This window comes from Aeromonas sp. 603757, from assembly GCF_049171255.1.
GTDB classification, from domain to species: domain Bacteria; phylum Pseudomonadota; class Gammaproteobacteria; order Enterobacterales; family Aeromonadaceae; genus Aeromonas; species Aeromonas veronii_A.
Map to the genome: position 1 here is coordinate 128,502 of NZ_JAAKOE010000001.1, position 25,385 is coordinate 153,886.

Here is a 25,385-nt window from a genome sequence, read left to right on the forward strand (position 1 = left end):
AAACAGGCCCATCGTTATCGCGCCAACCGGCAGTGATGACACCCCGGTGGAGACCAGAAACCACTTGAATCAACGGGGCGCAGCCCGAACGGCCAAACGACTCGGGATCATAGAGCACGGAGAGTTTGATATGTCAGAACAAGCAGTGTTGGTGGGTGGATGGACCGCATATCACAAGCTGACCGCTGAGGATCAGGCGGTATTTGATCAGGCGCTGAAAGGATTTGTCGGGGTGCAGTACGTACCCTTTGAAGTCTCCACTCAGGTGGTGGCTGGCACCAACTACCGCTTCAAGTGCAAGAGCACAGTGCCGCTTGCCAAACCGATCCATGGCGAAGCCGTGGTGCAGATCTTCAAATCACTGGACGGGGATGCCCATATCACCTCCATTACACCAATCTGATTGGGTGGTAGGGCAAGGTGGGGAGGGGGAATAACCTCCAATCTGTTTGCTCCTAATCCTGAAAATAAGAAAGACGCCTTAGGGCGTCTTTTCTTTATCTACGATCTGGCACCTAAGATATATGCCCAGCATTGGTGCTTCTTATTTAATTTGTTGATATTTATTAGGAAAATTCCATCTTCCTCTTTTTCTTATCTGCCTTGCTCGCTAGGATAGTTGTTTGGAAATAACCCATTTGGGGTCGCCCATGAGTCAGGCCAGAGAAATGCCATAGGTAACAAGCTGCAGGCTGTTATTCAGGGGTGGTAGCATCGGCAATGGCACGAGTACACCGAGATCCAGTGGAGCCACAGTTGATGTAGGGGATCACAGTCATAGATTGGGTTTGCTGGCATTTTCCATTGCTGATTAGTACCGATTTCTATTTAGGGAGAACAATTTATGTCCGCAGACGAGGAGTTACCACTGCTGGATGCTTTACGAGGCTTGGCAATGCTTCAGCAAGAGTTCTTGCGCCTTGCACTTTTCGTTGCATCCCAAGGCTCCACCACATATGAAGGAGAAATTCTGACTTGTAGCCTCCCGGACGCACAACGACGCACAAGCACATTATTAGCAATGGGAGCAGGACAATCTGTCGAGTCCCTTTTACACATAGCCAAACAGCGCGGAATTCCTGTCCGCGATGCCTATCCAATCGCACGATCAGCTGTTGAGTCTTTCGTAAATGCAAGCTACCTCCTCGTGGAGTCAAATGCAGTTGCAGACCGAGCTGTTAGGTACATCGAATTTGCCGCCTGGCGGCAACACAATCGAAAATTCGGCAGTGGCGAATACTCGATTGAAGTCCACACAGACCCTGACCCAGTATCAACACTTGCATCTAAATTTCCTGAGTTTACGGGCAAAGGAAACGGAGGCTGGACCAACCTAGATATGCCAAGTCGTATTAGGCGGGTCGGTGAACTTGCAGGGCGCAAAGCTGGATCGCGGCTACTCGCGGCATATGGGCTGATCTACTCACTCTCGTCAGAGGTCATTCATGGTTCACCCTTTGGTGCCAGCTTCTTTTATTCCGCTCACCTTAAAGGAGAAGACACTACAGAGGCCTTCATCGCTGGAACGATTCGGCAGTTAGAGGAAATCCTTATTGCAGTTCTTCACGCCGGATGTGGTTACTTAGCTGCATTCTTTGAAAAGCAGAAAATGCAAGTAGGGCTTGATGCCGAAGAAAAGCTATTCAAGCGGCTTATGGAGCTGAGTTCCAAACCGACATCAGTGGCATAGGGTGCAATGAAATTGCACCTCTACTTTTGTTCCTCATACCTTGCACAAAAGCCACTCTGCAAATGGTGCAATGCGCTGCGCTTATTGCACCCTACGTCTCTTCGTCAATTCGCTGGGGTGGTGTTGCTAAGCGCCATGTCTTGCCAAGGCAACAAAAGGGGCGATCTGCGCCCCGAATCTTTTTATGTCCCCGTTTTATATCGCCGCACGTTTGTCTGGCGCTGCCTGATTGTCTGCTGACTCATTACCAAGATTTCTGTTTTCCTCATCAGGCCGTGCAAAAAAAGGCCCCCTTCACTCATACCTCGCCGCTTCCCAAGCGTGTATCGCCTGTTTGCGGGTCTCGCCCCAGTGATAGCCACCGAGTTTGCCGTTTTGTTGGATGACCCGGTGACAGGGGATCATCAAGGCGACGGGGTTGGCGCCCACCGCCAGCCCCACGGCGCGGGCGGCCTTGGGATTGCCGACGGCGCTCGCCACCTGGGTGTAGCTCACCACCTTGGCGGGCGGGATCTGCAGCAGCGCCCGCCAGACGCTGATCTGAAAGTTGGTGCCGCTCACGTGCAAGGAGATGGGGCGATCCGGCGCCTTGCTGCCATCGAACATGGTGTTGATGACGTTCTGGGTGCGTGATGGTGCCTCCCGCAACTCCGCCTTGGGCCAGCTGTGGGCGAGGGCGGCCAGCGGCGTCTCTGGGGTCTGGTCATCGAGAAACGAGAAGTTGCACACCCCCCGCGGGGTCAGGGCGACGAATGCCTGGCCGAAGGGGGTGTCGTGCACCCCGTGATCGATAACCAGCCCGGCCCCGCGCTGCTTGTACTCGCCCGGTGTTACCGCTTCGAGTTGCACAAAGTGATCGTAGAGCCGCGAGCCGCTGCTAAGGCCCAGGGTATCGGCCACCTCAAGCAGCGGGCGCGACTCCTGCAACAGCGCCTTGGCCCGCTCCAGGGTCAGCACCTGCAGATAGCGTTTGGGCGTCACTCCGGCCCAGCGGCTGAACAGCCGCTGGAAGTGAAAGGGACTTAAGTGTACGTGCGCCGCTATCTCGTCCAGAGTGGGCTGGCGCTCCACCTGACTTGCGATAAAACGGATGGCATCGGCGATGCGGGCGTAATCAGACATAAGGCGCTCTCACGATAAGGTTTCGGTCGCAGGATCTTGGGGGCGACAACGTCATGTACGACAAATTGATACCCCACCATCGGCCAGCAGGGCAATGCCGGTGGTAAAGCTGGATGCATCGGACGCGAGATAAAGGGCCGAGCGGGCGATCTCCTCCGGCTGGGCCAGCCGTTTGAGGGCATGCATATTCTGCACAAAGGCGAGGCTCTCTGGCGTATTGGCAAAAGCCCGCCCCATGGGAGTGTCGGTCCCCCCCGGCAGCAGGGCGTTGACCCGAATCCCTTGTGCCCCATACTCGGCAGCCAGCACACGGGTCAGGCCAATGAGGCCTGCCTTGCTCGCCGCATAGGCCGCCATGCCGGGCAGCCCCAGGGTATGGCCGACAAAGGTGGAGGTAAAGATAAGCGAGCCGCCGCCGCGAGCCTGCATGGCGGGGATCTGGTACTTGGCTCCCACAAAGGCGCTGGTGAGGTTGGTATCCAGAATTTCCTGCCACTGCGCCAGTTCAAGGTCCTTTACGCTGCCCGGCGTGCCAGTGGTACCTGCGTTGTTGAAGGCGATATCGAGCCCCCCGAAACGGGTTAGCGCGAGATCAACAAGAGCGCGGGCGTAAGTCTCGCTTTTCACATCCCCCGCCAGACTCACCGCCTGGCCCCCCTCGTGGCGGATCTCCTCCACCAGCAGATCCAGCTCGGGCTGGCGGCGGGCGCCGACGACGACGCTGGCCCCTTCGCGGGCAAACAGGATGGCGCTGGCGCGACCGATACCGGAGCTGGCGCCGGTGATGATGGCGACCTTGTTGGACAGTAATGACATGGCAGTTCCCTCGCTGAGTGTATTGTGCGCCAGCTAAGTGGTACACAGGGTTGACTGTGGGTTGGAACCTCAAGGGGTCGGCCCCACTCGGGTTTGGCCCCCACTATGGCAACCACTCCTTGCCGGAACGACCCGAATCTTGCTCTCTTTGTTCCCAAGTCGTTTTGCGACATGTCGATACAGGCCTTCGTGGCAACAAAAGGGGCGAACTGCGCCCCGAATTCTTTATCATGCCCCCTTTAAAATCGCCGGACCCGGGTTCGGCGCGCCCTGTGTGCTGCAGTGAGGGGCGAGAGCCCCGGCGCCATGGTGGCTGCGTGCATCATCAAGCCTGCCTGGCAGGGCATTGACGGCGATTGCAATCAACAGACACGCTCCTGGATCAATAGCCCGTCATCTCCAGATAGCCGACCCCCTTGGCATCCCCCGAGACAGAGACCGCGCCCTCCCAGTAGTCAAAGCGACCTGTCATGGCCTGATTGGGCTGACGGGCTTTGATGGTGAGGCTCATTCCGGCGGCGTTTAGCTGCCACTCGACGGGGTAATCCTGCCCCTTGGGGCCGCGCCAGGTGTTGCCCGGCGTAAGGCGAATCGCGTCGGGGGCGAGCACCCGGCTGCTGCCATCCCGCTCAATGAGAATGCCGTAGCGGTTTTCTGGCTGGTTTTCGGGATTAGCGCGGCCCGGTTTGGTGCGCAGGCGAAACAGCATCAGCTCGCGGCCATCGTTCAACTGGAGCGAAAACCAGTCCCAGCCCGATTGCCACTCCGCCAATACCGAGCTGCTCCACTCGTGATCAAACCACCCTTGTCCTTTGACGGTGCGGGTCTCGCCATCGCGGGTCAGGGTGCCGTGAAGAGTGAGGCGCGGGTAGGAGTAGTAAAAGGAGGCGTTGCCCGGGCTCTTCTCGCTGTAACCGGCCTTGCCTTGCAGCACCAGCGGCTTGGCGGCAGTGACGGTGAGGTTCAGCTCGCCAATCTTGCTCTGCACCTTGAGGGTGGCGGGGAAGAGCGCTGCCCCTTGGGAGGCAAGTCGCCACTCCCTGAGCCAATATTGGCCGCCGCTGGCCCCCGCCAGTCCCGGCCCCTGCCGACTGGCCCGTTCATCTTGCCGGTGGCTGCCACGGTCGAGATCCGTGATGGCAAACTGGGCCAGCCAGAGCTGGGGGGTGAGCCAGGGGTTGCTGGTGCGAAGATCTTGCTCGATACCCTGCCGAAACAGGGTCCACTGCATGCCATATTCGCGCCCCTGTTCATCCTTGAGGTTGCCGGTGAGATACCACCACTCGGAGCGGTAATCGGGGTGGGCGGCGTGATCCTCCGGCAGTGTGATGGTTTGCCCCGGCAGCACCTTTTTAAAGCTGTCGTTGCCACCGCCGAGCAGGGCGCCCAGATCGCTGGCAGCGATAGCCCCGCTATAGAGCGTCCAGAGCATACCCAGCGCCAGCGGCCACCCTTTGATCTGTTTCATACCACTCTCCTTGCCGCATACCAGGAGGCCAATGCGCCACAGTATCAGGTGTGAGAGCCAGCATGCTGGCGTATCTCGCGGTTGTTGGCTCATACCACTCTCCTTGCTGCATACCAGGAGGCCAATGCGCCACAGACCGGCGCCAGCAACAGGGCGGTGACCGCATGAAGGGGGGCGGCCTCGAAAGCGAGGCGCCAGCCAAAGGCGCGGGGGTTAACCACCTCGATCAGCACCCAGGCGAGGCCATACCCCACCGGCAGTGCCAGCAGGGCGGTGAGCAGCCCCAATCCCGCCCCTTGCCACACCAGCAGCTGGCGGCAGTGGCGGGGGCTCAAGCCCAGACTCTGCAAGGTCTGCAGCTCATCACGGCGTGCCAGCCCCAGCACCATAAAGGCCGAGCCGATCCCGATAAAGGCGATGCCCAAGATCAGCAGTTTCAATAGCTCGGTCACCACAAAGGTCTGGTCAAACACCTTGAGCGCCGCGCTGTGAATAGCAGGGGCGGAGAGCAGATTGAGCTGCTCGCCATAGCGCTCGCGCAGGCGGTCGGCCAGCTGTTCAGGGTCGTTGCTAAAGAGGGCGAGGGATTGCACCGCCCCGGCCTCGAAGGCGTGCAGGATCTGCCCCTTGTCGCTGCCGTAGTCCTGATAGACGCCGGTGACGGTGAACTGCCTTGGCCCCTGCTCGCCGCTCACCTCAAGGGTCTGGCCCACCTTGACCCCGAGGCGCACCGTCAACGGTTCGCTCGCCAGCACCTCGTCAGGGCGGGTTGGCCAGCGTCCGGCCAGCAGCGGATAGGCCGCTTTAAGCTGGGGGATAAAGTCCATCTGCGCCCACTCGATGGGCTGCCCCCGCCAGCGGGCAGGGTGCACCGAGCGGCGCGAGGCGGCGCTTACCAGCGGGTTGGCGAGCAGGGTCTCGAGGGTGGCGTCGCTCAAAGTGCCCTTGTTGCCCGCCACCCCCTTGGGGGCGGTGACATAGAGATCGGCGGCCAGACGCTGGCCGAGCCAGATCTCCACGCTTGAGCGAAAGCTCGACACCATGACTCCGATGCCGATGGCCGCCGCGATGGCCAGCTGCAACGCCATCACCGCGATAGCGGTGCGATCGAGATGATAGAGGGTCTCAGCCACCCCGAGCCGGGCGGTGAGGGGGCCGCCCGCGCGCCGTCGCAACCAGCCAAGCAGGCCGCGCAGGGCATCGGGCAGCCAGAGCGCCATGGCCAGCAGCCAGCCGCCGGCGATAAAGAGGGCGCCACTCAGACCCGTTTTCGGCAGCCACAGGCACAGAGCGCACAGCAGCAAGATGGCGATGGCCAGCCCGCGCCGTCGCCACGGGTGAGCGGGGGGACGGCTGCTCCCGGCTCGCAGTTCGAGGGGGGATTGGCGCAGCAGTTGCCACCAGCCGGGCAGGTTGGCGGCCAGCGTGCCGAGCAGCCCGATCAACAGCGCCTTGAGCAGGCTCACGGGGGAGAGGCGCAACAGGTCGATGGGGTTTGGCCCATAGAGATCGGCCAGCGCCTGGGTGAGCTGCCCCATCAGCGCCAGCGCCAGCAGGCTCCCCAGCAGCACCCCGAGCAGGGTGCCGATGGTGGCGAGAATAAGTAGCTCCAGGATGAGCCAGCGTAGCACCCGACTCGGCCCCATCCCCAGAATGATCAACTGGGCCAGCTGGGGGCGGCGCACGCTCTGGACAAATCGCTGGGCGTTGAACACCAGAAACAATCCCACCGCCATGGCGAGCAATGAGAGCGCCGTCAGATTGAGGGCCAGCGCATCGCCAAGCTGGCTGGCATCGAGCGCCGGGCTGATGGGCTCAAGCCACAAGGGCTGGTTCGGATAATCGGTTTGCAGGGTGGCCTGCAGGGTGCGAGCTTCTGATTCGCTTAGCTTGAAGACGATGCGATCGAGCCGACCCGCTTTATCCAGCAGCGGCTGGGCGAGGCCGATGTCGGTTATCAGCAGCCGCTCCATGGGCACGGCGCCCGGTTCGAACGTGCCCGCCAGTGTCAGGGTCAGGGGGCGGGCGCTGGCGCCATCGCTGCCGCCCAATACAAAGCGTCGGCTCTGGCCCGCTTGCCAGCCAAGGCGATCTGCTTCGGGGGCCGCCAGCCAGATGCTGTCGGCGCGGTTGAGGGAAAAGTCGGGCTCGCTCGCGGGTTGGGCGCCAAACAGCTGGCGCAGGGGGCCGGGGTTGAAGAGATCCATCCCCAACAGCTGAAAGCTGCGCCCCTGCTCATCCTTGAGCCAGCCATGGAGCTGGGGCATGGCATCGAGGGCGGGCTGGCTGGTCACCAGATTCACGTAAAGCTGCTCATCCATCCCGCCAGCAGGGGCCAGCCGGTAGTTAGCTTCCCCTGCCAGCTGGCTGCGGGCGGCGACAAAATTGGTGCGGGCACTGTGATTGAGCAGCTCGATGGCCACCACCAGCGACACTCCCAATACCAGCCCGGCCAGACTCATCAGCAGCAACCAGGGGTGACTGCGATAGAGGCGCAGCAGCGCTTTGAGTGGCAGCATCAGCGTGTCTCCGGCTGGCGCAGTCGTCGTTTAGTCATGAAGGGGCCCCTTGAGCTCGATAAGTTGCCCCCCTTCGAGGCGCAGCACCCTGTCGGCCAGCGCAGCATAGGCGGGGTTGTGGCTCACCAGCAGCAAGCCTGCGCCTGTGTCCCGCACCGCTGCCACCATCAGCGCCATCACCTGTTCGGCATTGTGCTCATCGAGGCTGCCAGTGGGTTCGTCGGCGAGCAGCCAACTGGGTTGATGGATAAGGGCGCGGGCCAGCGCCACCCGCTGTCGCTGGCCGCCGGAGAGCTGCTCCGGCCAGGCATGGCGCTTGTGGCTCATATCGAGCCGGTGCAGCAACTGGTCAATCTTTGTCTCATCCGGTGGCAGAGCGTTGATGGCGAGCGGCAGTGCCAGATTCTCGGCCACGTTGAGGGTCGGCAGTAGGTTGAAATCCTGATAGACGATACCGAAATGGCGACCCCGCAGGCGTGCCCGCTCGTCGGGGGAGCGGGTGTCGATCCGGGTCTCCCCCAGCCAGATCTCCCCTTCATCCGGTGCAATCAGCCCGGCGATGAGATTGAGCAGGGTCGACTTGCCGCAGCCGCTTTGGCCCAGCAGCAGGGTGATCTCGCCAGCGGGGAGGGCGAGATCGAGATGGTGGAACAGCGGCAGTCGTTCACTGCCGTTATCGAAGCTCTTGCAGAGGTTGCGCAGGGTCAGCATGGGATAACCGTTTGATGGTCAATGGCTTTCATCATGCTTGGTACGCTAGCACGGCCAGCATTGATCAACACCCCTTACGGTTGATCAAGAGTGCCAGTTAGTGATCAAGGCGGCAAAAGAGCAGTGGATCCTCGCTGGATCCCGCTTGCCCGAGGTGGTTAGAATAGGGGCTTCCATGGGTCACAGGATGAGCAAGGATGTTACACAAGCAAGTCAGTTTTATCATCGATAGCAAGGGCAACAAGCAGGCTGCCGTCGTCCCCATCGAGATCTACAACGAGCTGATGACCCTGCAAAAGGCACTCTCCGACAACCGGCCGGGGGAGCGCGAGCTCTACCACTTCAACGGCAAGGGGGCCGAGGCCCACGGTTATCCGGTGGGCAAGCGGCAAAATCCCGGCTTTATGGTGCTGGCCGGTTCCACTGCCAATGGCGAGGATGCCGCCTCTTTGCGTGAAGCGGTGATCGAGCTGCGTCACGAACTGCTGGAGAAGGGGGTCATAGTGCCCCGCAGTCAGGGCGGCTTTGTCTTTACCGCCGATCAGCTGTTCAACAGCCCGAGTCTGGCCGCCAGTCTGGTGGCGGGCAATAACCGCAGCGGTCTGGATGCCTGGCAAAACAGCGCAGGCTATACCCTCAAGCAGTCGGGTTTCGGCAAGAAATAATCCCGCGTTTCGACAGCAAACCAATTAAGCGTTAATTGACCTGGATGAATTTTTCTTTTCATCCAGGTGCTAGCATCATTGCCAGATGGTTCTAAAAGGAAGAGACCATGTCTGCGCTCACCCCTGTTATTTTGCTGCTGTCCCTGTTTATCCCTCCCGCCCATGCCAGTAGTGGCCCTGTTCTGTTGACATCCTCCTCAATCGGACTTTTTTGTGTCGGATTATTTGTGTTGGCCTACGCCCTGGTGATGGCCGAAGAGTATCTGCAACTACGCAAGTCCAAACCCGTGCTGGTGGCCGCCGGGGTGATCTGGATCCTGATCGGTATCGCCTATGCACAGCAGGGGATGAGCCATGTCGCCGAGCAGGCCTTCCGCCATACCCTGCTGGAATATGCCGAGTTGATGTTGTTCCTGCTGGTGGCGATGACCTATATCAACGCCATGGAGGATCGGCGGTTGTTCGATGCCCTGCGCGCCTGGCTGGTGCGATCCGGCTTTCACTTGCGCACCCTGTTCTGGTTGACCGGCGGGCTTGCTTTTTGTATTTCGCCGGTGGCAGATAACCTGACCACAGCGCTCTTGATGTGCGCCGTAGTATTGAAGGTGGCCAACGGTGATCGGCGTTTTGTCAATCTTGCCTGCATCAACATAGTGATCGCCGCCAACGCCGGAGGGGCGTTCAGTCCCTTTGGTGATATCACCACCCTGATGGTGTGGCAGGCGGGCAAGGTGCAATTTGGCCAGTTCTTCACCCTGCTGATCCCATCTCTGCTCAATTTTCTGGTCCCGGCCATCCTGATGAGCCTGATGGTGCCGCGTCATGTGCCGGAGGCTGATAACGAGGTGGTCGATCTCAAGCGGGGGGCCCGCCGCATCGTCGCGCTGTTCTTGCTGACCATCATCACGGCGGTGCTATGCCACAGTTTCCTCCATCTGCCACCCGTACTGGGCATGATGCTGGGGCTCGGTTATCTGCAGTTTTTCGGCTTCTATTTGCGCAAGTCGCTGCCGCGATCCCTTGCCCGCAAGCGTGCGCTCTATGAACGCAATGGTGATGAGGTACGGTTGCGCAGTCTGGGTTCTGTGGTGCCATTTGATGTGTTCAACAAGGTGGCCAAGGCGGAGTGGGATACCCTGCTCTTCTTCTACGGGGTGGTGATGTGTGTCGGTGGGCTGGGCTTTATGGGGTATCTGGAGCTGGTGTCACACTGGTTGTATGCCGGTGGGGATCCCACCATGGCCAACATCTTCATCGGGGTCTTGTCCGCCGTCATAGACAACATTCCCGTGATGTTTGCCGTGCTGTCGATGAACCCGGATATGGCGCTGGGGCAGTGGCTGTTGGTGACCCTGACCGCCGGAGTGGGCGGCAGCCTGCTCTCCATCGGCTCTGCTGCCGGGGTCGCCCTGATGGGACAGACCCATGGCATGTATACCTTCTTTGGCCACCTGAAGTGGTTGCCGGCTATCTTGCTCGGCTATCTGGTGAGCATAGGGGCGCACCTCTGGCTCAACAGTGCCCAGTTCTGAACGTCTGGCCGCCAGTACGAAAAGAGGCTTCCGTTGACAGAAGCCTCTTTCGTTTTCCTGACCGGTGGATAGGGGGATTAATCGCCTCGCTTGCCCGCCAGCAGCCAGTAACTCAGGGTGGAACCCACGCCGCAGCAGGCGATGGCGATGGCCATGGGCAGCGGCGATTGGGGCGGATTGAGGTTGACCAGAATCCCGACCAGGGCGCCGATGCCAAAGCGCAGGGTACCCGCCAGTGCTGAGGCGGTGCCTGCAGATTGCGGGAAGTGGCCCATCAGGCCGGTCATGGCATTGGCCCCCACCAGACTGATATGGCCGATAAAGAGTACCACCGGAATGACGATCCCCCACAGGCCACCGGTCTGGCTCCAGGCGTTATAGATCAACAGGGCCCCCGCGCAGGGCAGCACCAGCAGGCCATATTGCAGCATCCGCTCGGCGCCCACTCCTTTCACCAGTCGGCTGTTGACGAAGGTGACCACCATCATCAGCAGAATATTGAGGCCAAACAGCCAGCCGTAGTGCTCGGTCGGCACCTTGAAATACTCGATATAGACGTAAGGGGAGCCGCTTAAGAAAGCGAACATGCCGGAGCTGGAGAGGGAGCCGCACAGCACGTACCCCATGGCGCCGCGATGGGAGAGCACCCCCCAGTAGTTTTTGAGGATCTGGCCGATCTTGAGCGGCTGACGGTGCTCCGGTTTCAGGGTCTCCTGAATTTTCCACTGCATCACCAGACAGATCAGCAGGCTGATCCCCACCAGCAGCCAGAAGATCACCCGCCAGTCGGCGTGGGCACTGATATAGCCGCCCACCACAGGCGCCACCAGCGGCGCCAGGGTCATCACCAGAATGACGAACGACATGGCGCGGGAAAACGCATCCTTCTCGAACAGATCGCGCAGCAGGGCATTGACCACCACAGAGCCCGCCGCGCCGCCCGCTGCCTGCAGCATCCGATAGGCCAGCAATTCGGGCAGGGAGTCCGCCATGGCGCAGCCCACCGAGGCGACGGCAAACATCACCAGCCCCGCCAGGATCACCGGCTTGCGGCCATAGCTGTCGGCCAGCGGGCCGTAGAAGAGTTGGCCGATGGCAAAGCCGCCCAGAAAGGCGCTGATGGTGAGCTGGGCGCCGTCGATGCTGGTGGCCAGATCCCGGGCGATGGCCGGAATGGCGGGCAGATACATATCCACCGCCAGCGGGGTCAGACCCGCCAGAGCACCCAGCAGGATAAACAGGAAACGGGGGGAGAGGGCGGCAGCCTGAGCTGTTGGCGATTGGGGCATAGGGTATCCGCTGGTGAACCTTGGTTGAAAAAGGGAGAAGGGCGAGTCTATCAGGTTTGCCCCCGCTCGGCATGACGTTCCTACCCCCTCAAAAGGGGGAGGTGTCCGATCGCTCAGGCACCTTGGGGATCACGCTTGCGGTCATGTCGGCGCGCTGCGCGGATCACTCCCCCCAGCCAGAGCAGCCAGGCCAGCAACGAGATGGCGTAACCGAGCCGCTCCGGCCAGCGGGCGGTGAGGGTGAAGGTGAGGCTGTGTTGTCCGGCGGGCACCCAGACCTGCACCAGCCCGTTGCGGGTGCTGCTGACGCTCAGCGGCAGGCGCTGGTCGAGCCTTGCCTGCCAGCCCGGGTAATCAAACTGGTGCAGGACCAGCTTGGCGGGTGCCGGGGCATCCACCGTCAATTCGATATGACGAGGCTGCCAGCGCTGGATCTGCCAGTTCACCCCCTGATGGTCGCTGGTGATGGCGGGCTGGAATTCCTCTTTCCAGGCCAGCAGGGTGGGGGCAAACATGCCGCGTGGCACCTGCTTTGGTCGGTATTCGCGGGCGCTGCGCTTGCTGTCGAACTCCCCGTCGAGCTGACTCTTTACGGGAGCCTGGGTGAGCGGCGCCTCGCGTACATAGAGTCCCTGCGAGAGCAGGGTGAGGGCAAGCAGTAACCACCAGACCCACTGCCACGGGCGATAGGTGGGGGTACCCAGCGCCACCACGGCGACGGTAGCGATGACCAGCAGCAGATTGAGGCGCCAGGGAAATTGCACCAGTTGCAACGGAGTGAGCAGGCGCCACAGGGGCTCGCTTGGAGGCAGCATCATCAGAAAGCTCAGGGTGCCAATGACCCCCCAGAGCAGCAACTCGGGATGGCGCGGCTCGCGGGCGGCAGCCCAAGCTACCAGCAGCAGAGCCAGGGTGAGCAGCGTCAGCCAGGCGAGATGGCCGCGAAAGCGCCAGTCATCACGGCTTTGGGGCAAACGATCGAGAAAGTTGCGCTGAAATTCGAACATGCCGGTGCGCATCTGCTCCATGGAGATCCCCCCCTGATCCAGCAGAGCGGGCAGCAGCAACAGGCTGGCCATCGCCAACCCCCAGAGCTGGCCCAGCAGGGTGCCAATGAGCGGGGAGGCGGTGACAGGGACACTGACAAGCGCTGTGCTCCCCTTGTAGCGCCAGACCAGTAGCAGGCTGCGCAGGGTGAGCAAGCCCAGAATGAGCAGGGTGCTTGGTAGATGGGAAAGCGTCAGCATGGAGACGGCCAGTGCGAGCTGCAGTAGTGCAAAGGGGGCGCCGCGGCAGAGGCGATCCTGCGCCAGCAGAGCCAGCGGCGCCCAGACGAAGGCCCAGCTCTCCGCCAGGGCAAAGCGGGCGTAGATATCGATGGCCAGATGATAGGGCAGCGCCATATAGAGCAGACTGGCCGCCAGCGCCCGTCCGTGGCCGGCAAAGGGACGCAACCAGAGATAGGCAAACAGGCCGGAGAGCCAGAGTGCCACGCTGCTGCTCCAGAGCAGCGGCGTCATCGCCTCGTGGGCCAGTGGGGTGGGGCCGGCGAACAGTGCGCTCACATAGTAGGGCAGGGGGGGATAGAAGAAAAAGACCGGGCTGCCGAAGGCGCCGTTCATCTCCATCAACCAGCGCGGATAGAGTTCACCTTGCCACAGTTGCACGGCAAAGAAGTGACCGGAGAGCAGGTGATGAAACAGATCATGGCCCTGACTGCCGCCGCGCAGCCAGAATGGTAGCAACAGGAGGGCACAGGCCCCGGTCAGCACCGACAAAACCCACAGCCACTCTCTGGTTACACGCATAAGGAGACTCGTCTGTTATGGATGCGCTGTGAGTGTACCCGAGTTGTTCCCCTCTTTTTTAGTTGCCTTGGCGGATTTTTGTGCTCTTTATATGTTTCTTGTCACTTTCCCCATGGGTTGTCTGCAGCGAGGGAATGGCGAGCCAGAGTCCGGGCTCGGCGGCAAAGCGCGGGGCAAACCAGTGCTGGCGCACCGCGCTGGGCATTTCGTTCGCGGCGATGGGGCGGCGACTGAGGCGGCAGGCTCCCTGAGAGAGTGCCAGCGCCGCATCCCCCTTGTACCAGCCGTCCGTTACCGGCAGTGCCGTGGTTTCCCGCAGCAATCTTACCCCCCACTGGGTCACCAGCGCAGGGCACGCTTTCTCTGCCAGCCTTGCTGCCTGCACCATGGCGGGTGGACGGGGCAGGGTAAAGGTTACGCCGAGCAGCAGCAATCCGGCCACCGCGACCACCCCCTCGCCACGGCGCGGCAGCCAACCTGCCAGCAGCACGATACCGAGCAGGGTGACGGGGGCCAGATGGCGGGGATTGTCGGGATTCTGGCCAAACAGGGTCCAGAGCAGCAGGGCGAGCCAGTAGAGCGTCCAGAGCACGGAGGGGGTCGCATTGTGATCCTTTGACCGTTGCCAAAGCGGCGGTACCAGCAGCGCCCCAACAGCCAAGGGCCAAAGCGGGGTGAGCTGATCGTTGAAGGTGCGCGCCCAGCTCAGCAGCCGATCGCCGTGGGCCGCCGCCGTGTTGCCCCACAGGGTAAAGTGGCCGTCGGTAAAGCGGCCTCCCTCGCTGAAATAGGCCCAGCCATCGGCCTGCCAGACAAAGAGCAGGCTGATAAGCCCAACCAGTGCGATGGGGAGCACAAATCTGACGCGTGTTCCCTTTTGCGCCATCCCCAGCCACAGAGGTAGCAACGCCAGTACAAAATAGGAGGGGCGCAGGGCCAGCATAAGGCCCAACAATAGGCCTGCCAGTGCGAATCTGCGCTGCTGCAAGGCCAGCAGCGCCCCAAGCCAGGCGGCGAGCGCGGACCCGTCAGAAAGGCCGGAGAGCGCCAGCGTCGGGGTGAGCGGCAGGGCCAGCACCAGCAGCCAGACGGGGGCGAGCAGGCTTGGCCGTTGCCACAATCTGACCGCCAGCAAGGCGGCGAGCGGCGCCAGCAAACTGCTACCGAGCAGACTTGCCCACTGCACCGCACGGGCTGGATCGTCTACCGCCAGATTAATCAGCCGCGCCAGCCAGATAAAGGCGGGGTAGCCCGGAAAGTGGGGGGAGAACTCCAGCACGCTAAAGCGCGTCACCCCGTGGGCGAAATTGAGGGCATCATCGGAATCGAGTGCTACCGGGAAGGCTAGCAGCCAGCCGAGCCAGGCCAGTTGCAGCAGGATCAGCAAGTAGGGTCGATTAGCGAAGCGTAATCGGCCGTGGTGACGCCCCCCTTCTCCCCTTGCGGGAGAAGGGTTGGGGATGAGGGGGGCTGTCATCATCGATGAGAGGCCATCAAAGCGGCGCCAGCACGGCCATCAGCGCTTTTTCCGCTGCGGCAAAGGCGGCGGCGTCGGCGGGCTTGGCGCCCACCCCGAATACCCCCGGGTTGCCGATGGCATCCAGCACCTTGGCCAGCGCCTGTTCGGCCGCCTTGCGATCCCCTTCATCGAGGGAGGGGAGGATCAAGTCGAGGAAGCGCTTGCTCTTGACCACCAGCACCTTGGCGGTCTGGTAGTCGCCAAGATTCTGGCTGGCCCCTTCGAGGCGGCGTTCGATCTCCGCCTTGTAGGCGCGATTGAGCAGGGCGGCGGTGGCGGAAGCGTCTTTCCCCTTGATGGCGGCGGCCAGCGGCCCTTGCAGCTCCACCTTGTGGTGCTGTTCCAGATAGGTCAGCTCGTCGGCAATCTCGCTCAAGGTGGCGCTGGCATCCTTGCCGTCAGTGGCGGCGCCCAGCAGCGCCTCGCGGGCGTCGATCAGTGGCTCCTTGCCGGCGGCGGCGTAGGAGTATGCCTGCGCCTGCCCGCTCAGGGTCAGCAGCAGGGTGAGGGCGAGTAAACCCGGGCGGATGGTCATCCTGTTCTCCTTACTTATGCCAATGGCGCGGCACTCAGGCCACGCTCTGGGTTTCAATCACGGTATTTTCGTTGCGATGGTTAAAGATGGCGTGGCGTCTGTCCACCCCGTCGATCACCATGTCGGCCGCCATCATCCCCATCTCCATGGCGGTGTCGGTGAAGATATAGCGAAATGTCCCCTGACGGCCGGTCATGATGAGGTTGGTGATGGGCATCAGCGCCTTGATGGCTTCGTTGCGGCGCGCCTGATAGCCCAAATCCATCAGCGGATAGGCGTACTCGCTGCGGGCTTCGAAGGTCTCATCGCCAAGCTTGGCGGTATCGACGCCGAGGCTCGCCAGATCGGCGGTGACCCGACCGCGCAGATCAGAGAGCGGCGCCTGCCAGGTGGCATCCCCCGGATTGCAGGGGATCTCCAGCATCACCGAGGTCTGGCCCTGGGGCGCCATAAAGGGGCTGCGGCGGCGCGGCTCCTGCAGACGGGTGGCCAGAATATGGGGGTCGGAGAGGTACTGCCAGGTGTTGTCCGACAGGTTTTCCTGTTTGAGGGGCATATTGACGAAGCGAAGCGACCGGTATTGGAGATCGCACGGCAAGCCCAGATGCTGGCAGGTGAGCGGCAGCGGCAGGGTGGAGATCACCTGATCAAAGCGCTCGCTCTGTTCAACGTCATCTTGTTTCCAATACACCCGTTCAATGCGGCCATCAGCCTGCTCAAGGCGGGTGATGGTGGCGCCGGTTTTGAGCTCGACTCCCTCGGCAACCAGCCGCTCCCCCAGAGTGGTGAAGATCTGGCCGAAGCCATATTTCGGGTAGCGGTATTTGCGGGCATAGGTGCGCACCGAGATACTGCCGTTGCGTCTTGGCAGCAGGCGGCGGGCCACGTCTTTGAGATCGATCAGGCTGATGCGCTGGCCGGCCCAGTCGGCGGAGAGCTTGTCCGGGTTGATGCCCCACAGCTTGCCCGTGTAGCCCTCGAAAAACTGGCGATAGAGGGTGCGGCCGAAGTGGCTCTGGATCCACTCGGCAAAGCTTGCCTTGGCAAAATCATCCGGCTTCTTGGCAAAGGGTAACAGCAGCAAGTCTTTTACCGCACCGGCCATCAGGGCGAGCGGCGCCGTCTTGAGCAGGTTGGGCAGGTTCAATGGGTAGTCATAGGTGCGTCCGCCAAAGCGGATGACGCTCTTGCGCTCGGCGTGGAGCAGATCGTCCCCCATCAGTTCATCGATAAAGGCGAGCAGCTCGGGGTTTTTGGTGATAAAGCGGTGACCGCCGTAGTCGAATCGATACTCCCCATCGCGCCCCTTGAAGGTCTGGGTGGCACACATGCCGCCGACCACCGGCTCCTGCTCGAACAGGGTGACTGCAAAACCGGCGCGGCGCAGGCGCCAGGCCGCCATCAAACCGGCGGGGCCAGCGCCCAGCACTGCAATGCTTTTCTTGTTGTTATCGCTCATGACCTATTCCGAAACTGCTTGATAGATAAGGGAACCGCGCCAAGGCGCGGCTCCCGAATGGTGTTGTTACCCCGTGGCCTTGTTGCCACAGGGCGTGTTGGCTCAGCCCTTGCTGGATGCGGCGCTCACCTGCGGGCGATAGCTGCGCTGCCAGAGGGTAACGAAGATCGCCAGATAGAGGGCCCAGGTCAGCAGCTGCAAGCCAGCGGGTGAGGCATTGTAGCCAAACAGAGCGCGCAGGAAGGTACCAAATACCCCCTGATCGTCGAGAATGTGGCTGATGTCGAATACCGGCGTGGTCCAGAAGGTGATGATATCTGCCGCCTGCAACATGTTGACGGCAGACGAGAGCAAGCCTGCGGCGATGATGATGATAAGCAGGCCGGTCCAGCGGAAGAAGGGGGCCAGCGCCACCTTGCGGGTGGAGCGCAGCAGCCCCCACACCAGCGCGATGGAGACCAGCAGCCCCGCCAGCGCGCCCATCAGGCCCGATTGCAGATCCACCCCTTGGCCCGAGTAGAGCAGGGCGGAGAAGAAGAGCACGGTTTCAAACCCTTCGCGCATCACCGCCAGGAAGGCGAGCAGCACCAGACCAAACAGGTTGCCGCCATCGATGGCTGCATCGATGCGCGCCGTCATGGCCCCCACCTGGGATTTGGCCTGTTTTTGCATCCAGATCGCCATATAGGTGAGCACCAGAGTGGCGAAGATGAGGATCCCCGCCATCAACAGGTGGTTGTAGCGCTCGCTCTCGAACTGGCTCACCACCACCTGGAACAGGAAGGCGACCACAAGGGAGGCGACAAGGCCAAGCCCCACCCCCAGATAGATGAACTTGTTGTAGCGGCTCGCCCCCAGCTTGGCGAGGTAGGAGAGGCAGATGCCGACCAGCAGGAAGGCTTCCAGCCCCTCGCGCAGGGTAATCAGAAAACTTGCAAACATCAGGATTGAGGCTCCGTAGCGGGCGTGATGGAGAGAGGCTGCAGGGTCAGTTGCAGCCGATTGAGTTGCACTATGGGTGGCTCCGGCAAGCTCGGCTCGGCGGCGCGCACCGCATCATTGACCCACTTGGGGTAGGTGCGGAAATTGAGTTTGATATCGGCCTTGAAGGGCCCTTGGGCTTCTGCGGGCAGCGACCAGGCTTCATCGCGCCAGCCATCGGCCGGAATGCGGGTATCTTCCAGCAGTTTGGCGTAGCGCCAGAACTTGAGCCCCACCGGCTTGCCCTCGGCATCACCGAACACTTTGCGAAACAGTCGCGCATCTTCAGGGACGGCACCATCCACCGGCTGGCCGCTGGCAAGCACCACCTTGCCGCTGGCGTCGGTGACGGTCAGCTCCAGCCAGAGTTCACGAAAATCGGCCACTCCGGTGGGCAGGGCATGGCCTGCGCCGGTATTGGTGACCCGCACCACCAGCTGTTGGCTATCGGCAGCCTGTTCGATACGGGCGGAGAGGGTAGCGCTGGAGCGCAAGAGCGCCAGGCTCTCCTGTTCAAGTGCAGGATTACGCAGCCCCACCAGCTGGTGCTGGGCGCCGGTAAAGTTGTGGCGATAGAGCCGCGCTTTCATGGTGCCGTTTTCAGTGGATTGACCCGCGACCGGCGCACCGCCGTTACCCGGCTCCGGGTTCATATGGCAGTCGATGCAGGTGCGCCGTTTGGCGGGATCCTCCGCGTTCGCAAAGCTGGATTTTTCCCACTCGTCCCAGGTGTTGACGATATTGGCGCCGGTGCCCGGGGCAAACTCGTTGTGGCACGACTTGCACAGTGCCGCGTCGCGGTAGAAATCCTTCTGATAGGAGGCTTTGTGGGCTGCCGGGCGGGCGTTGATCTGCCGCTCGGCTAGCCAGTGCTGGAGGCTGCCGCCTGCGGCATCCTCGAACACATAGCTCTCGCGGTCTTTCAAATTCACGGTAAATGCGCTGTTGCCGCCCGCGTCTTCTACCTTGGTGATGCGATGACAGAGCACGCAACCGGTCCCTTCCTCAACCACAGGTTCGCCCGCCTTGTGGGCGGCAATCAGCGAGGCGCCACCCTGCTCGAACATGTGGGAGCCATTGGGCAGATCCAGCAGGCCTGTCATCACCTGCTGGGGCATGTGGCAGCCCTGACACCACTGACCAAACGCTTCCCCTTCGGTTTGGCGGGCCAGCGCCTGCACCACCTTGTAGTAGGGGTGGGAGTTGCCCATCAGCCTGTGGTTGCTCTCGCTCCAATCCTGGAACGCCTGTTGGTGGCAGTTCTGGCAGGAGGCGGAGTTGAGCCACTCCTTCGGATGGGTGGTCGGCGCCTTGGCGGGATCCGTGCGCGGGGCATCGAGCCGCAGCCAGTTGGCAAGATAAGGGAGGTTGCCATCAGCGGTGACGAAGGCGTGCAGATCTTCCATCATCGCTTTCACTTCCGGTTGGGGCCTCGCGGGGTCAACTGTCTCGGCCCCATCGCGGGTGTCATGGCCCATGCCGCCCTGGGTCTGCTGGGTCATGCGCAGATATTCGCCGACAAAATCCCCTGCCACCATGTTGGTGAGGTTGGCGTGGCCGTTGATGGCGTTGTCACCGCTCTTCTGGCGATGGGCCGCCATCAGATAGCGGTTGGTGAAATTGAACCCATCCAGATGGCAGGAGTTGCAGCTCATCCAGTTGTCCCCCGCCATGGGGAAGCGTGAGTTGGACGCTGTGTTACCAAGGTTGAACAGCCGCTCGCCGCGCTGAAGCGGCTCGGGGCGCGGATCCGTCGCTACCAGCTTGGTGAAGTGGGGTACATCCACGGTGACCCGGGCAAACGGGCCGCTGCCGCCGCTATTGAGGCGGGTGAGATCCTGCCCCATGGCGTTGTGCACCAGAATATGGTCGCCATCGATCAGCAGATCTCGCGGATTCTGGCCCGGCAGGTGACGCAAGAGCTGGGTCGCTTTGGCGCCCCCCTGAAACTTCTTGCGGCGGTGGCGGTTGTTGTTGGACTTGCCGCTGCGTGACAGGTCAAACACCAGCAGATCCTCCGAGCCCGCCAGGGTCAGGTAGACCCGCTTGCCATCGGCGGCGAAGCGCGCCGCGAAAGGGTTGGAGACGATCTGGCTGCGGTTGCCGACGCTTGGCAGGTTGATTTGCAAAAAGAGCTGTTTTCTTTCATCGACCCGCTCTTTCTCCTCATCGAGATCGATGATGGAGACCGCCGGAAAGACGGTGCTTTGAAACTGGAAGGGGTGGCTGAAGCTCCAGAGTACATGAGGCAGCCAGGCCTCGCTGCCATCTGGGGAGAGGGCGATGCCATCGAGCAGGCGCGGCAATCCCTGGGAGTCGCTCGGCGTGTCGCTATGGGTCTCGGCCAGGGTAATGAGCTTGGGCTTGGGAAGCGAAGATCCCTTGGCGCCGTGGCCAAGCTTGGCGAGATCATAGATGGCGAGCTGGCCGGTCATGGCGTGGGTGAGCAGCAGGCGATCGTCGTCGGTCAATGCCAGCCCGCGGGGAGTCTCGGCGGTTTCTGCATCCAGCTTGAGGTTGCCCGCGGTGTCATAGGCCTGCAGGCGAGCGGATTCGAACTGCGTGACCCAGAACCACTGCCGCTTGGCATCGAAGATGACCCCGTAGGGGCGATGGCCTGTGGCGATCGCCTTTGCCAGATCGAGATCATCATCCAGCAGCAGCAGGCGATCGCCGCTGTAGTCGGTGACCAGCAGGGTGCCGTCATCGGCGCGGGCAAGCTGGCGCAGATCGCCTCCCAGCTGCACCTCTTTGAGCCGCTTGCCGCTATCGCGCTCAAGCAGGGTGACCGATCCTGTGCTCAGGTTGGCGGTGACGAGGCGCGGGGCGCTCCCTTCCTCATAGGCGATCATCCCGGCACCCATCTGCTGGGCAAACGCGAAGGGGCTGGTCAGCAGCAGGACGAGTGCCAGCAGGGGTGACAAATATGCAGAGAACGATGACTTCAACATGGGATCAGGAGCGCCATTTCAAGATGGTCCAGCGCCAGGCGTGGCGCAGCACCAGAGGAGTTAACGCCAACGCGCTCAGCCAGTGGACCCAGCTGGCGAGGTTGCCCGTGGCATCGCCCGGAGTGCCGTGCAGCACCAGCAGCAGGCCGCTGGCCAGACAGATCAGCAGCAGGGCTTCAATAATCCGCCCCGTGGTGCGTAAAAAGGGTTTGTTGCTGCGGTTCAACAAGCTGCGATGGGAGAGCCAGAAGGCGCCAAACAGCAGGGGGAACAGGGTGAGCGAGAGCATCACATGGAAAAACAGATTCCAGCGTGCCAGCGACCAGAGCGGGGTCAGCGGCTCCCACAGCAGCAGGCCGGAGAAGAACATCAGATAGAGGGTGCCCTCGGCGGCCTGATGGTGGTAGGCCAGCCACTGCCAGAATTGTCGGGGTGAGAGAGAAAGGCTTGTCATAAAGGCTCCAGCACCCGGGCGGGGCCGCCCGGGGGGAGCAAGTTTATAACGCACTAAGAGTAATGAAAAGTGTTATCAATTCCATTGATAATGAATCAAGCCTGAATGAACGGGGTGACCTAACACGACGATTGATAATTCCTTATCCGCTTGGCCGCCACCTATGGGGCGAGAGTGCGGGCGCAGCCGCTCCTCGACAGCGGGGCAGCTTGCGGCTCGGGGTTATGGCCGCGCGTCGGGCGTTCAACTCACCAAGAGGCTTTTTATATCTATTTCAATTGATTGCAGCTAAAACTTGGCTAGATGTTCGACTCCTGATGAGGATCATCAGCAGCATATTCCCGTAGCTGGCGACTGCGCAGCAGATACCAGAGTGACCAGAGGCTGGCGACCAGCACCAGTGCGGTGGGCCAGCTGAACGACCATTTCTGCAGATTGAGGCTGTGCAGTTGCATCAGCAGGCCGCTGACGGCAGAGCAGAGTAGCAGCAGCGGGCTGTGGCGCCGGAGTCTGGCGCGAATGCTTTGGGTCTGCTGATAGGTGCCGCCGCAGGCGAGCAACGCCAGCATGGCGGGCACGTCGGTCAGCAGGCTGATGTAGAGGGTGATCTTGTCCGGATAAAAGAGGGTCAGGATCTCGCTGCCGCTCTCGCGGGTGACCCCTGCCATCAGAAAGAGCCAGACCGAGCGGGTCAGCAACAGGGCGATGGGCCAGAACCAGAGGGGCGGGCGCAACTGGCCGTGATCGTCATATCGGTGTTCGGGGTAGAGGGTCATGGTTGCCCGTTATCCACTTGAATTGAGTGATGAAGGGGATATGGGGCGACGAAGTGCCCTTTGCAAGGCGTTGGGTGTGGCGCAAATTAATCGGGGGGGCCATGCCCCCCAATCCGTTTCTTCAGATATCGCAGCGCGCGTCTGCGGCGTTACAGCCAGCCTTTGCGCTTGAAGAAGAGGCCGGTGCCGAGCGATGACATCACCATCAGCACCAGTGACATGGGATAACCATACTCCCAGGCGAGCTCCGGCATGCGGCCAAAGTTCATGCCGTAGATACTGGCGATCAGGGTCGGCGGCAGGAAGATCACGGCGGCTACCGAGAAGATCTTGATCACCTTGTTCTGCTCCAGATTGGTCACCCCCATGGAGGCCTCCAGCTGGAAGTTGATCTTGTCGAACAGGAACTGGGTGTGGGGCAACAGGGATTCCACGTCGTGCAGCATCTCGTCGATCCACTTGTTCTGCTCAAGGCTCATGCGCTGGCGCAGGCTGCGTTTGAGGAAACGCAGGGCGCGGCGGGTATCGTGCAGAGAGAGACGGATCTGGCCGTTGGCCTCTTCCTGTGCCATCAACTCTTTCAGCATGGGGTTGATCTGATCCGGCTCGAAGATCTGATCGGCGGTGTTTTCCAAGGTCTTGTAACCATCTTCGATAAGGTCGGAGAGGTACTCCACCTTGAGGTTCTGCACCTCCAGCAGGATGTCGAGGGCATCCTCCACCTCCAGCCGATCCTGGCGCATATAGTGGCGCAGCAGGCGCACCAGCCCGATGTCATCTTCACGAATGCTGATCAGCAGGTTGTTGCGCAGGGTAAAGGAGACGTGGACACCCTTGGTGTCACGACCGATCCGCTGGGGAAACAGGGAGTGAATGTGCAGACCATCGGTATCCCAGTAAAAACGGGCGGATGCTTCGATGTCGTCGAGCTCTTCCTTGTCGGGGACCTCTTCCAGGAACAGGCCCGTCAACCATTCTCGCTCTGCCGTGTCCGGCTTGTAGGCATCCAGCCAGACCGTGTTGTCAGGTACTATGTCGTCAGGCCCGAGCGTGACTATATCCAGCACCTTGTTGTTGAGAATGTAGGCGGTGATCATCTGTCCCCCCTTAAAAAGTCATGGGTAATCAGGGATGGTTGCACAGGTCATGCGGCCTTAGATCGCTGCAGAAGGCGATCCCGTGGATAAGCAGATCGGGCCGATGGAAAACCTGAATGCGGCGAACTATACAGGGGCGGGCCGCGCTTGTCAGGGGCTATTCATCAGGGATTCAGCTTGTTTGTTCAAAAAAACAGCGAGGTCGGATCACCTGAGCGGCTATGCGGGGTAGAACCCAGCCTTTGGCTGGAGGAGGGCTAGCTGGGGCTGCTTGTTGCCGCTGCCCCGCCTCATCACATATTCGGATAGTTGGGCCCGGAGCCTCCCTGTGGTGGCGTCCAGATGATATTTTGACTGGGATCTTTAATGTCACAGGTCTTGCAGTGAATACAGTTGGCTGCGTTGATTTGCAGTTTGGCCGCGCCTTCCATTTCCAGTACTTCAAACACCCCTGCCGGGCAGTAGCGTTGGGCGGGTTCGGCCCAGGTGGGCAGATTGACCTCGACCGGAATGCGCTCGTCCTGCAGCTTGAGGTGGCAAGGTTGATCCTCGTCGTGACTGGTGTTGGCCAGATACAGAGATGAGAGCTTGTCAAAGCTCAGCTTGCCATCGGGTTTGGGGTAATGGATGGGCTCGCAGCGGCTGGCCACGCGCAGCTGACGATAATCGTGAGCCTTATCGAGCAGCTTGAATGGCGAGTTTGCGCCAAACAGCCGTTGCTCCAGCCAGTTGAAGGCACCGCCCAACCAGGGACCATAGCGGTGAAGAGCAGCGCCGAAGTTGCGTGCTGCCTTGAGTTCGCGGGCCAGCCAGCTCTGGTGCAGTTCGTCGCCATACTGGGCCAGATCCCGTCCACCCTCATCGCCCCCCCGCAGCGCCATCGCGACGGTTTTTGCCGCCAGCATCCCCGATTTCATGGCGGTGTGGATCCCCTTGATGCGGGAAAAGTCGAGGGTGCCCGCATCACAACCGATCAGCAGGCCGCCCGGGAAGTGCATGCGGGGCAGGGAGTGCCAGCCCCCCTTGGTGATGGCGCGGGCGCCGTAACTGATGCGTTCACCCCCTTGCAACACGCCGGCGATAAGCGGGTGATGCTTGAGGCGCTGGAATTCGTCAAACGGGCTGAGCCAGGGATTCTGGTAGTTGAGATCGACAATCAGCCCGACCGCCACCTGATCCGCCTCCATGTGATAGAGATAGAAGCCACCGTGGCTATTGCCGCCCCCCTGCTTGCCAAGGGGCCAGCCACTGCCGTGCAGCACCTGTCCCGCTTTGCCTTGGCCAGCAGGCAGTTGCCACAGCTCCTTGAAGCCGATGGCATAGTGCTGGGGCTGGGCAGGGCTTGCCAGGTTGAAGTCGGCGATCAGCTGCTTGCCGAGATGACCGCGGGCCCCTTCGGCAAAGAGGGTGTAGCGACCGAGCAGTGCCATGCCGGGCACATGATCTGCTTTCGGATTGCCCACGCGATCCAGCCCCAGATCGCCGGTGATGACCCCCTTGACCCGGCCCGCTTCCATGATAAGTTCGCTGGCGGTAAACCCCGGGTATATTTCGACTCCCAGTTTTTCCGCCTGTTGGCCAAGCCAGCGGCAGAGATTGCCGAGGCTGATGATGTGACAGCCCTCATTGTGCATCCGGGGCGGTACCGCCCAGGCGGGGAGTTGCAGGGAACGTTGCTCGCTTTGCAGCAGATGAACCTGATCGTCGCTGACCGGCACGCCGAGCGGCGCTTGCTGCCAGCCATCCGGCAGCAGCTCTTGCAAGGCGACGGGATCAAACAGGGCGCCGGAGAGCAGATGGGCGCCAATTTCCGCCCCCTTCTCCAGCAGACAGACAGAGAGAGTGGCATCCTGCTGTTTCAGGGCGATGGCTGCACTGAGCCCCGCCGGTCCGCCGCCGACGATGACGACATCAAATTCCATTGCTTCCCGTTCCATCTTGCCTCTGCGCTCTGGTTGGCCTAGGGTAATGCTGGTAGTTTACGTAAACGTAA

General features: G+C 61.3%; 20 protein-coding genes. 4 read left to right on the forward strand and 16 right to left on the reverse strand.

What is annotated here, in order from left to right; translation table 11 throughout:
- Nucleotides 1-130 precede the first annotated feature (130 nt).
- Both G5332_RS00535 and G5332_RS00540 read left to right on the forward strand, forming a co-directional pair.
- Nucleotides 131-403, forward strand: coding sequence for a hypothetical protein (locus tag G5332_RS00535; protein WP_005337011.1), 273 nt, complete (start codon nt 131-133; stop codon nt 401-403).
- A gap of 441 nt (nt 404-844) precedes the next feature.
- Nucleotides 845-1,690: a DUF5677 domain-containing protein gene (locus G5332_RS00540; RefSeq protein ID WP_350236156.1), complete on the forward strand. Its 846-nt coding sequence runs from the start codon at nt 845-847 to the stop codon at nt 1,688-1,690.
- A gap of 294 nt (nt 1,691-1,984) precedes the next feature.
- Here G5332_RS00540 and G5332_RS00545 read toward each other — a convergent pair whose 3' ends face one another.
- From G5332_RS00545 to G5332_RS00565, 5 genes are all read right to left on the reverse strand, one after another.
- Nucleotides 1,985-2,812 carry a bifunctional transcriptional activator/DNA repair enzyme AdaA gene (locus G5332_RS00545; RefSeq protein ID WP_421311025.1) on the reverse strand — a complete coding sequence of 276 codons (828 nt, stop codon included), beginning with the start codon at nt 2,810-2,812 and terminating at the stop codon, nt 1,985-1,987.
- Between the two features lie 51 nt (nt 2,813-2,863).
- The gene (locus tag G5332_RS00550) at nt 2,864-3,628 is read right to left on the reverse strand and encodes an SDR family oxidoreductase (protein WP_421311026.1); all 765 of its coding nucleotides are present in this window, start codon (nt 3,626-3,628) and stop codon (nt 2,864-2,866) included.
- 382 nt (nt 3,629-4,010) lie between these two features.
- Complete coding sequence (locus G5332_RS00555) at nt 4,011-5,096, reverse strand: lipocalin-like domain-containing protein (RefSeq protein WP_421311027.1); 1,086 nt, start codon at nt 5,094-5,096, stop codon at nt 4,011-4,013.
- An 89-nt stretch (nt 5,097-5,185) separates the two neighbouring features.
- The gene (locus G5332_RS00560) at nt 5,186-7,615 is read right to left on the reverse strand and encodes an FtsX-like permease family protein (RefSeq protein WP_421259047.1); all 2,430 of its coding nucleotides are present in this window, start codon (nt 7,613-7,615) and stop codon (nt 5,186-5,188) included.
- 30 nt (nt 7,616-7,645) lie between these two features.
- Entirely contained in the window at nt 7,646-8,326 is a 681-nt protein-coding gene (locus tag G5332_RS00565; RefSeq protein WP_421259048.1) for an ABC transporter ATP-binding protein, read from the reverse strand.
- Nucleotides 8,327-8,523: 197 nt separating this feature from the next.
- Here G5332_RS00565 and G5332_RS00570 point away from each other — a divergent pair, with 197 nt between their 5' ends.
- Together G5332_RS00570 and nhaD are read left to right on the forward strand one after the other, a co-directional pair.
- Complete coding sequence (locus G5332_RS00570; RefSeq protein ID WP_005333716.1) at nt 8,524-8,991, forward strand: DUF4357 domain-containing protein; 468 nt, start codon at nt 8,524-8,526, stop codon at nt 8,989-8,991.
- 107 nt (nt 8,992-9,098) lie between these two features.
- Nucleotides 9,099-10,523, forward strand: a complete 1,425-nt coding sequence (nhaD, locus tag G5332_RS00575; protein WP_421259049.1) for a sodium:proton antiporter NhaD — start codon at nt 9,099-9,101, stop codon at nt 10,521-10,523.
- Nucleotides 10,524-10,600: 77 nt separating this feature from the next.
- On the opposite strand, the gene G5332_RS00580 is transcribed toward nhaD, so the two are convergent.
- The 11 genes from G5332_RS00580 to G5332_RS00630 form a co-directional block, all read right to left on the reverse strand.
- Nucleotides 10,601-11,812 (reverse strand): Bcr/CflA family multidrug efflux MFS transporter, encoded by a 1,212-nt coding sequence (locus G5332_RS00580; RefSeq protein WP_421259050.1) that lies wholly within the window; start codon nt 11,810-11,812, stop codon nt 10,601-10,603.
- A gap of 113 nt (nt 11,813-11,925) precedes the next feature.
- Complete coding sequence (locus tag G5332_RS00585; RefSeq protein WP_421172185.1) at nt 11,926-13,620, reverse strand: hypothetical protein; 1,695 nt, start codon at nt 13,618-13,620, stop codon at nt 11,926-11,928.
- Nucleotides 13,621-13,678: 58 nt separating this feature from the next.
- Nucleotides 13,679-15,007 (reverse strand): hypothetical protein, encoded by a 1,329-nt coding sequence (locus G5332_RS00590; RefSeq protein ID WP_421230851.1) that lies wholly within the window; start codon nt 15,005-15,007, stop codon nt 13,679-13,681.
- A 106-nt stretch (nt 15,008-15,113) separates the two neighbouring features.
- Nucleotides 15,114-15,674 (reverse strand): hypothetical protein, encoded by a 561-nt coding sequence (locus tag G5332_RS00595; RefSeq protein ID WP_421311028.1) that lies wholly within the window; start codon nt 15,672-15,674, stop codon nt 15,114-15,116.
- Nucleotides 15,675-15,708: 34 nt separating this feature from the next.
- On the reverse strand, nt 15,709-17,133 hold the full coding sequence (locus G5332_RS00600; protein ID WP_227340710.1) for an NAD(P)/FAD-dependent oxidoreductase: 1,425 nt from the start codon (nt 17,131-17,133) through the stop codon (nt 15,709-15,711).
- Between the two features lie 102 nt (nt 17,134-17,235).
- The gene (locus G5332_RS00605; protein WP_164536636.1) at nt 17,236-18,075 is read right to left on the reverse strand and encodes an FTR1 family iron permease; all 840 of its coding nucleotides are present in this window, start codon (nt 18,073-18,075) and stop codon (nt 17,236-17,238) included.
- A complete protein-coding gene (locus G5332_RS00610; protein WP_421249210.1) occupies nt 18,075-21,065 on the reverse strand; it encodes a YncE family protein in 2,991 nt (996 codons plus the stop codon). Before G5332_RS00610 ends, G5332_RS00605 begins: the two co-directional genes overlap by 1 nt.
- A gap of 4 nt (nt 21,066-21,069) precedes the next feature.
- Entirely contained in the window at nt 21,070-21,519 is a 450-nt protein-coding gene (locus G5332_RS00615) for a hypothetical protein (RefSeq protein ID WP_421249211.1), read from the reverse strand.
- A 299-nt stretch (nt 21,520-21,818) separates the two neighbouring features.
- A complete protein-coding gene (locus G5332_RS00620; protein ID WP_216953818.1) occupies nt 21,819-22,295 on the reverse strand; it encodes a DUF2919 domain-containing protein in 477 nt (158 codons plus the stop codon).
- 149 nt (nt 22,296-22,444) lie between these two features.
- Nucleotides 22,445-23,392 carry a magnesium/cobalt transporter CorA gene (gene corA, locus G5332_RS00625; RefSeq protein WP_005337059.1) on the reverse strand — a complete coding sequence of 316 codons (948 nt, stop codon included), beginning with the start codon at nt 23,390-23,392 and terminating at the stop codon, nt 22,445-22,447.
- Between the two features lie 293 nt (nt 23,393-23,685).
- A complete protein-coding gene (locus G5332_RS00630; protein WP_421249212.1) occupies nt 23,686-25,329 on the reverse strand; it encodes an electron transfer flavoprotein-ubiquinone oxidoreductase in 1,644 nt (547 codons plus the stop codon).
- Nucleotides 25,330-25,385: the final 56 nt, after the last annotated feature.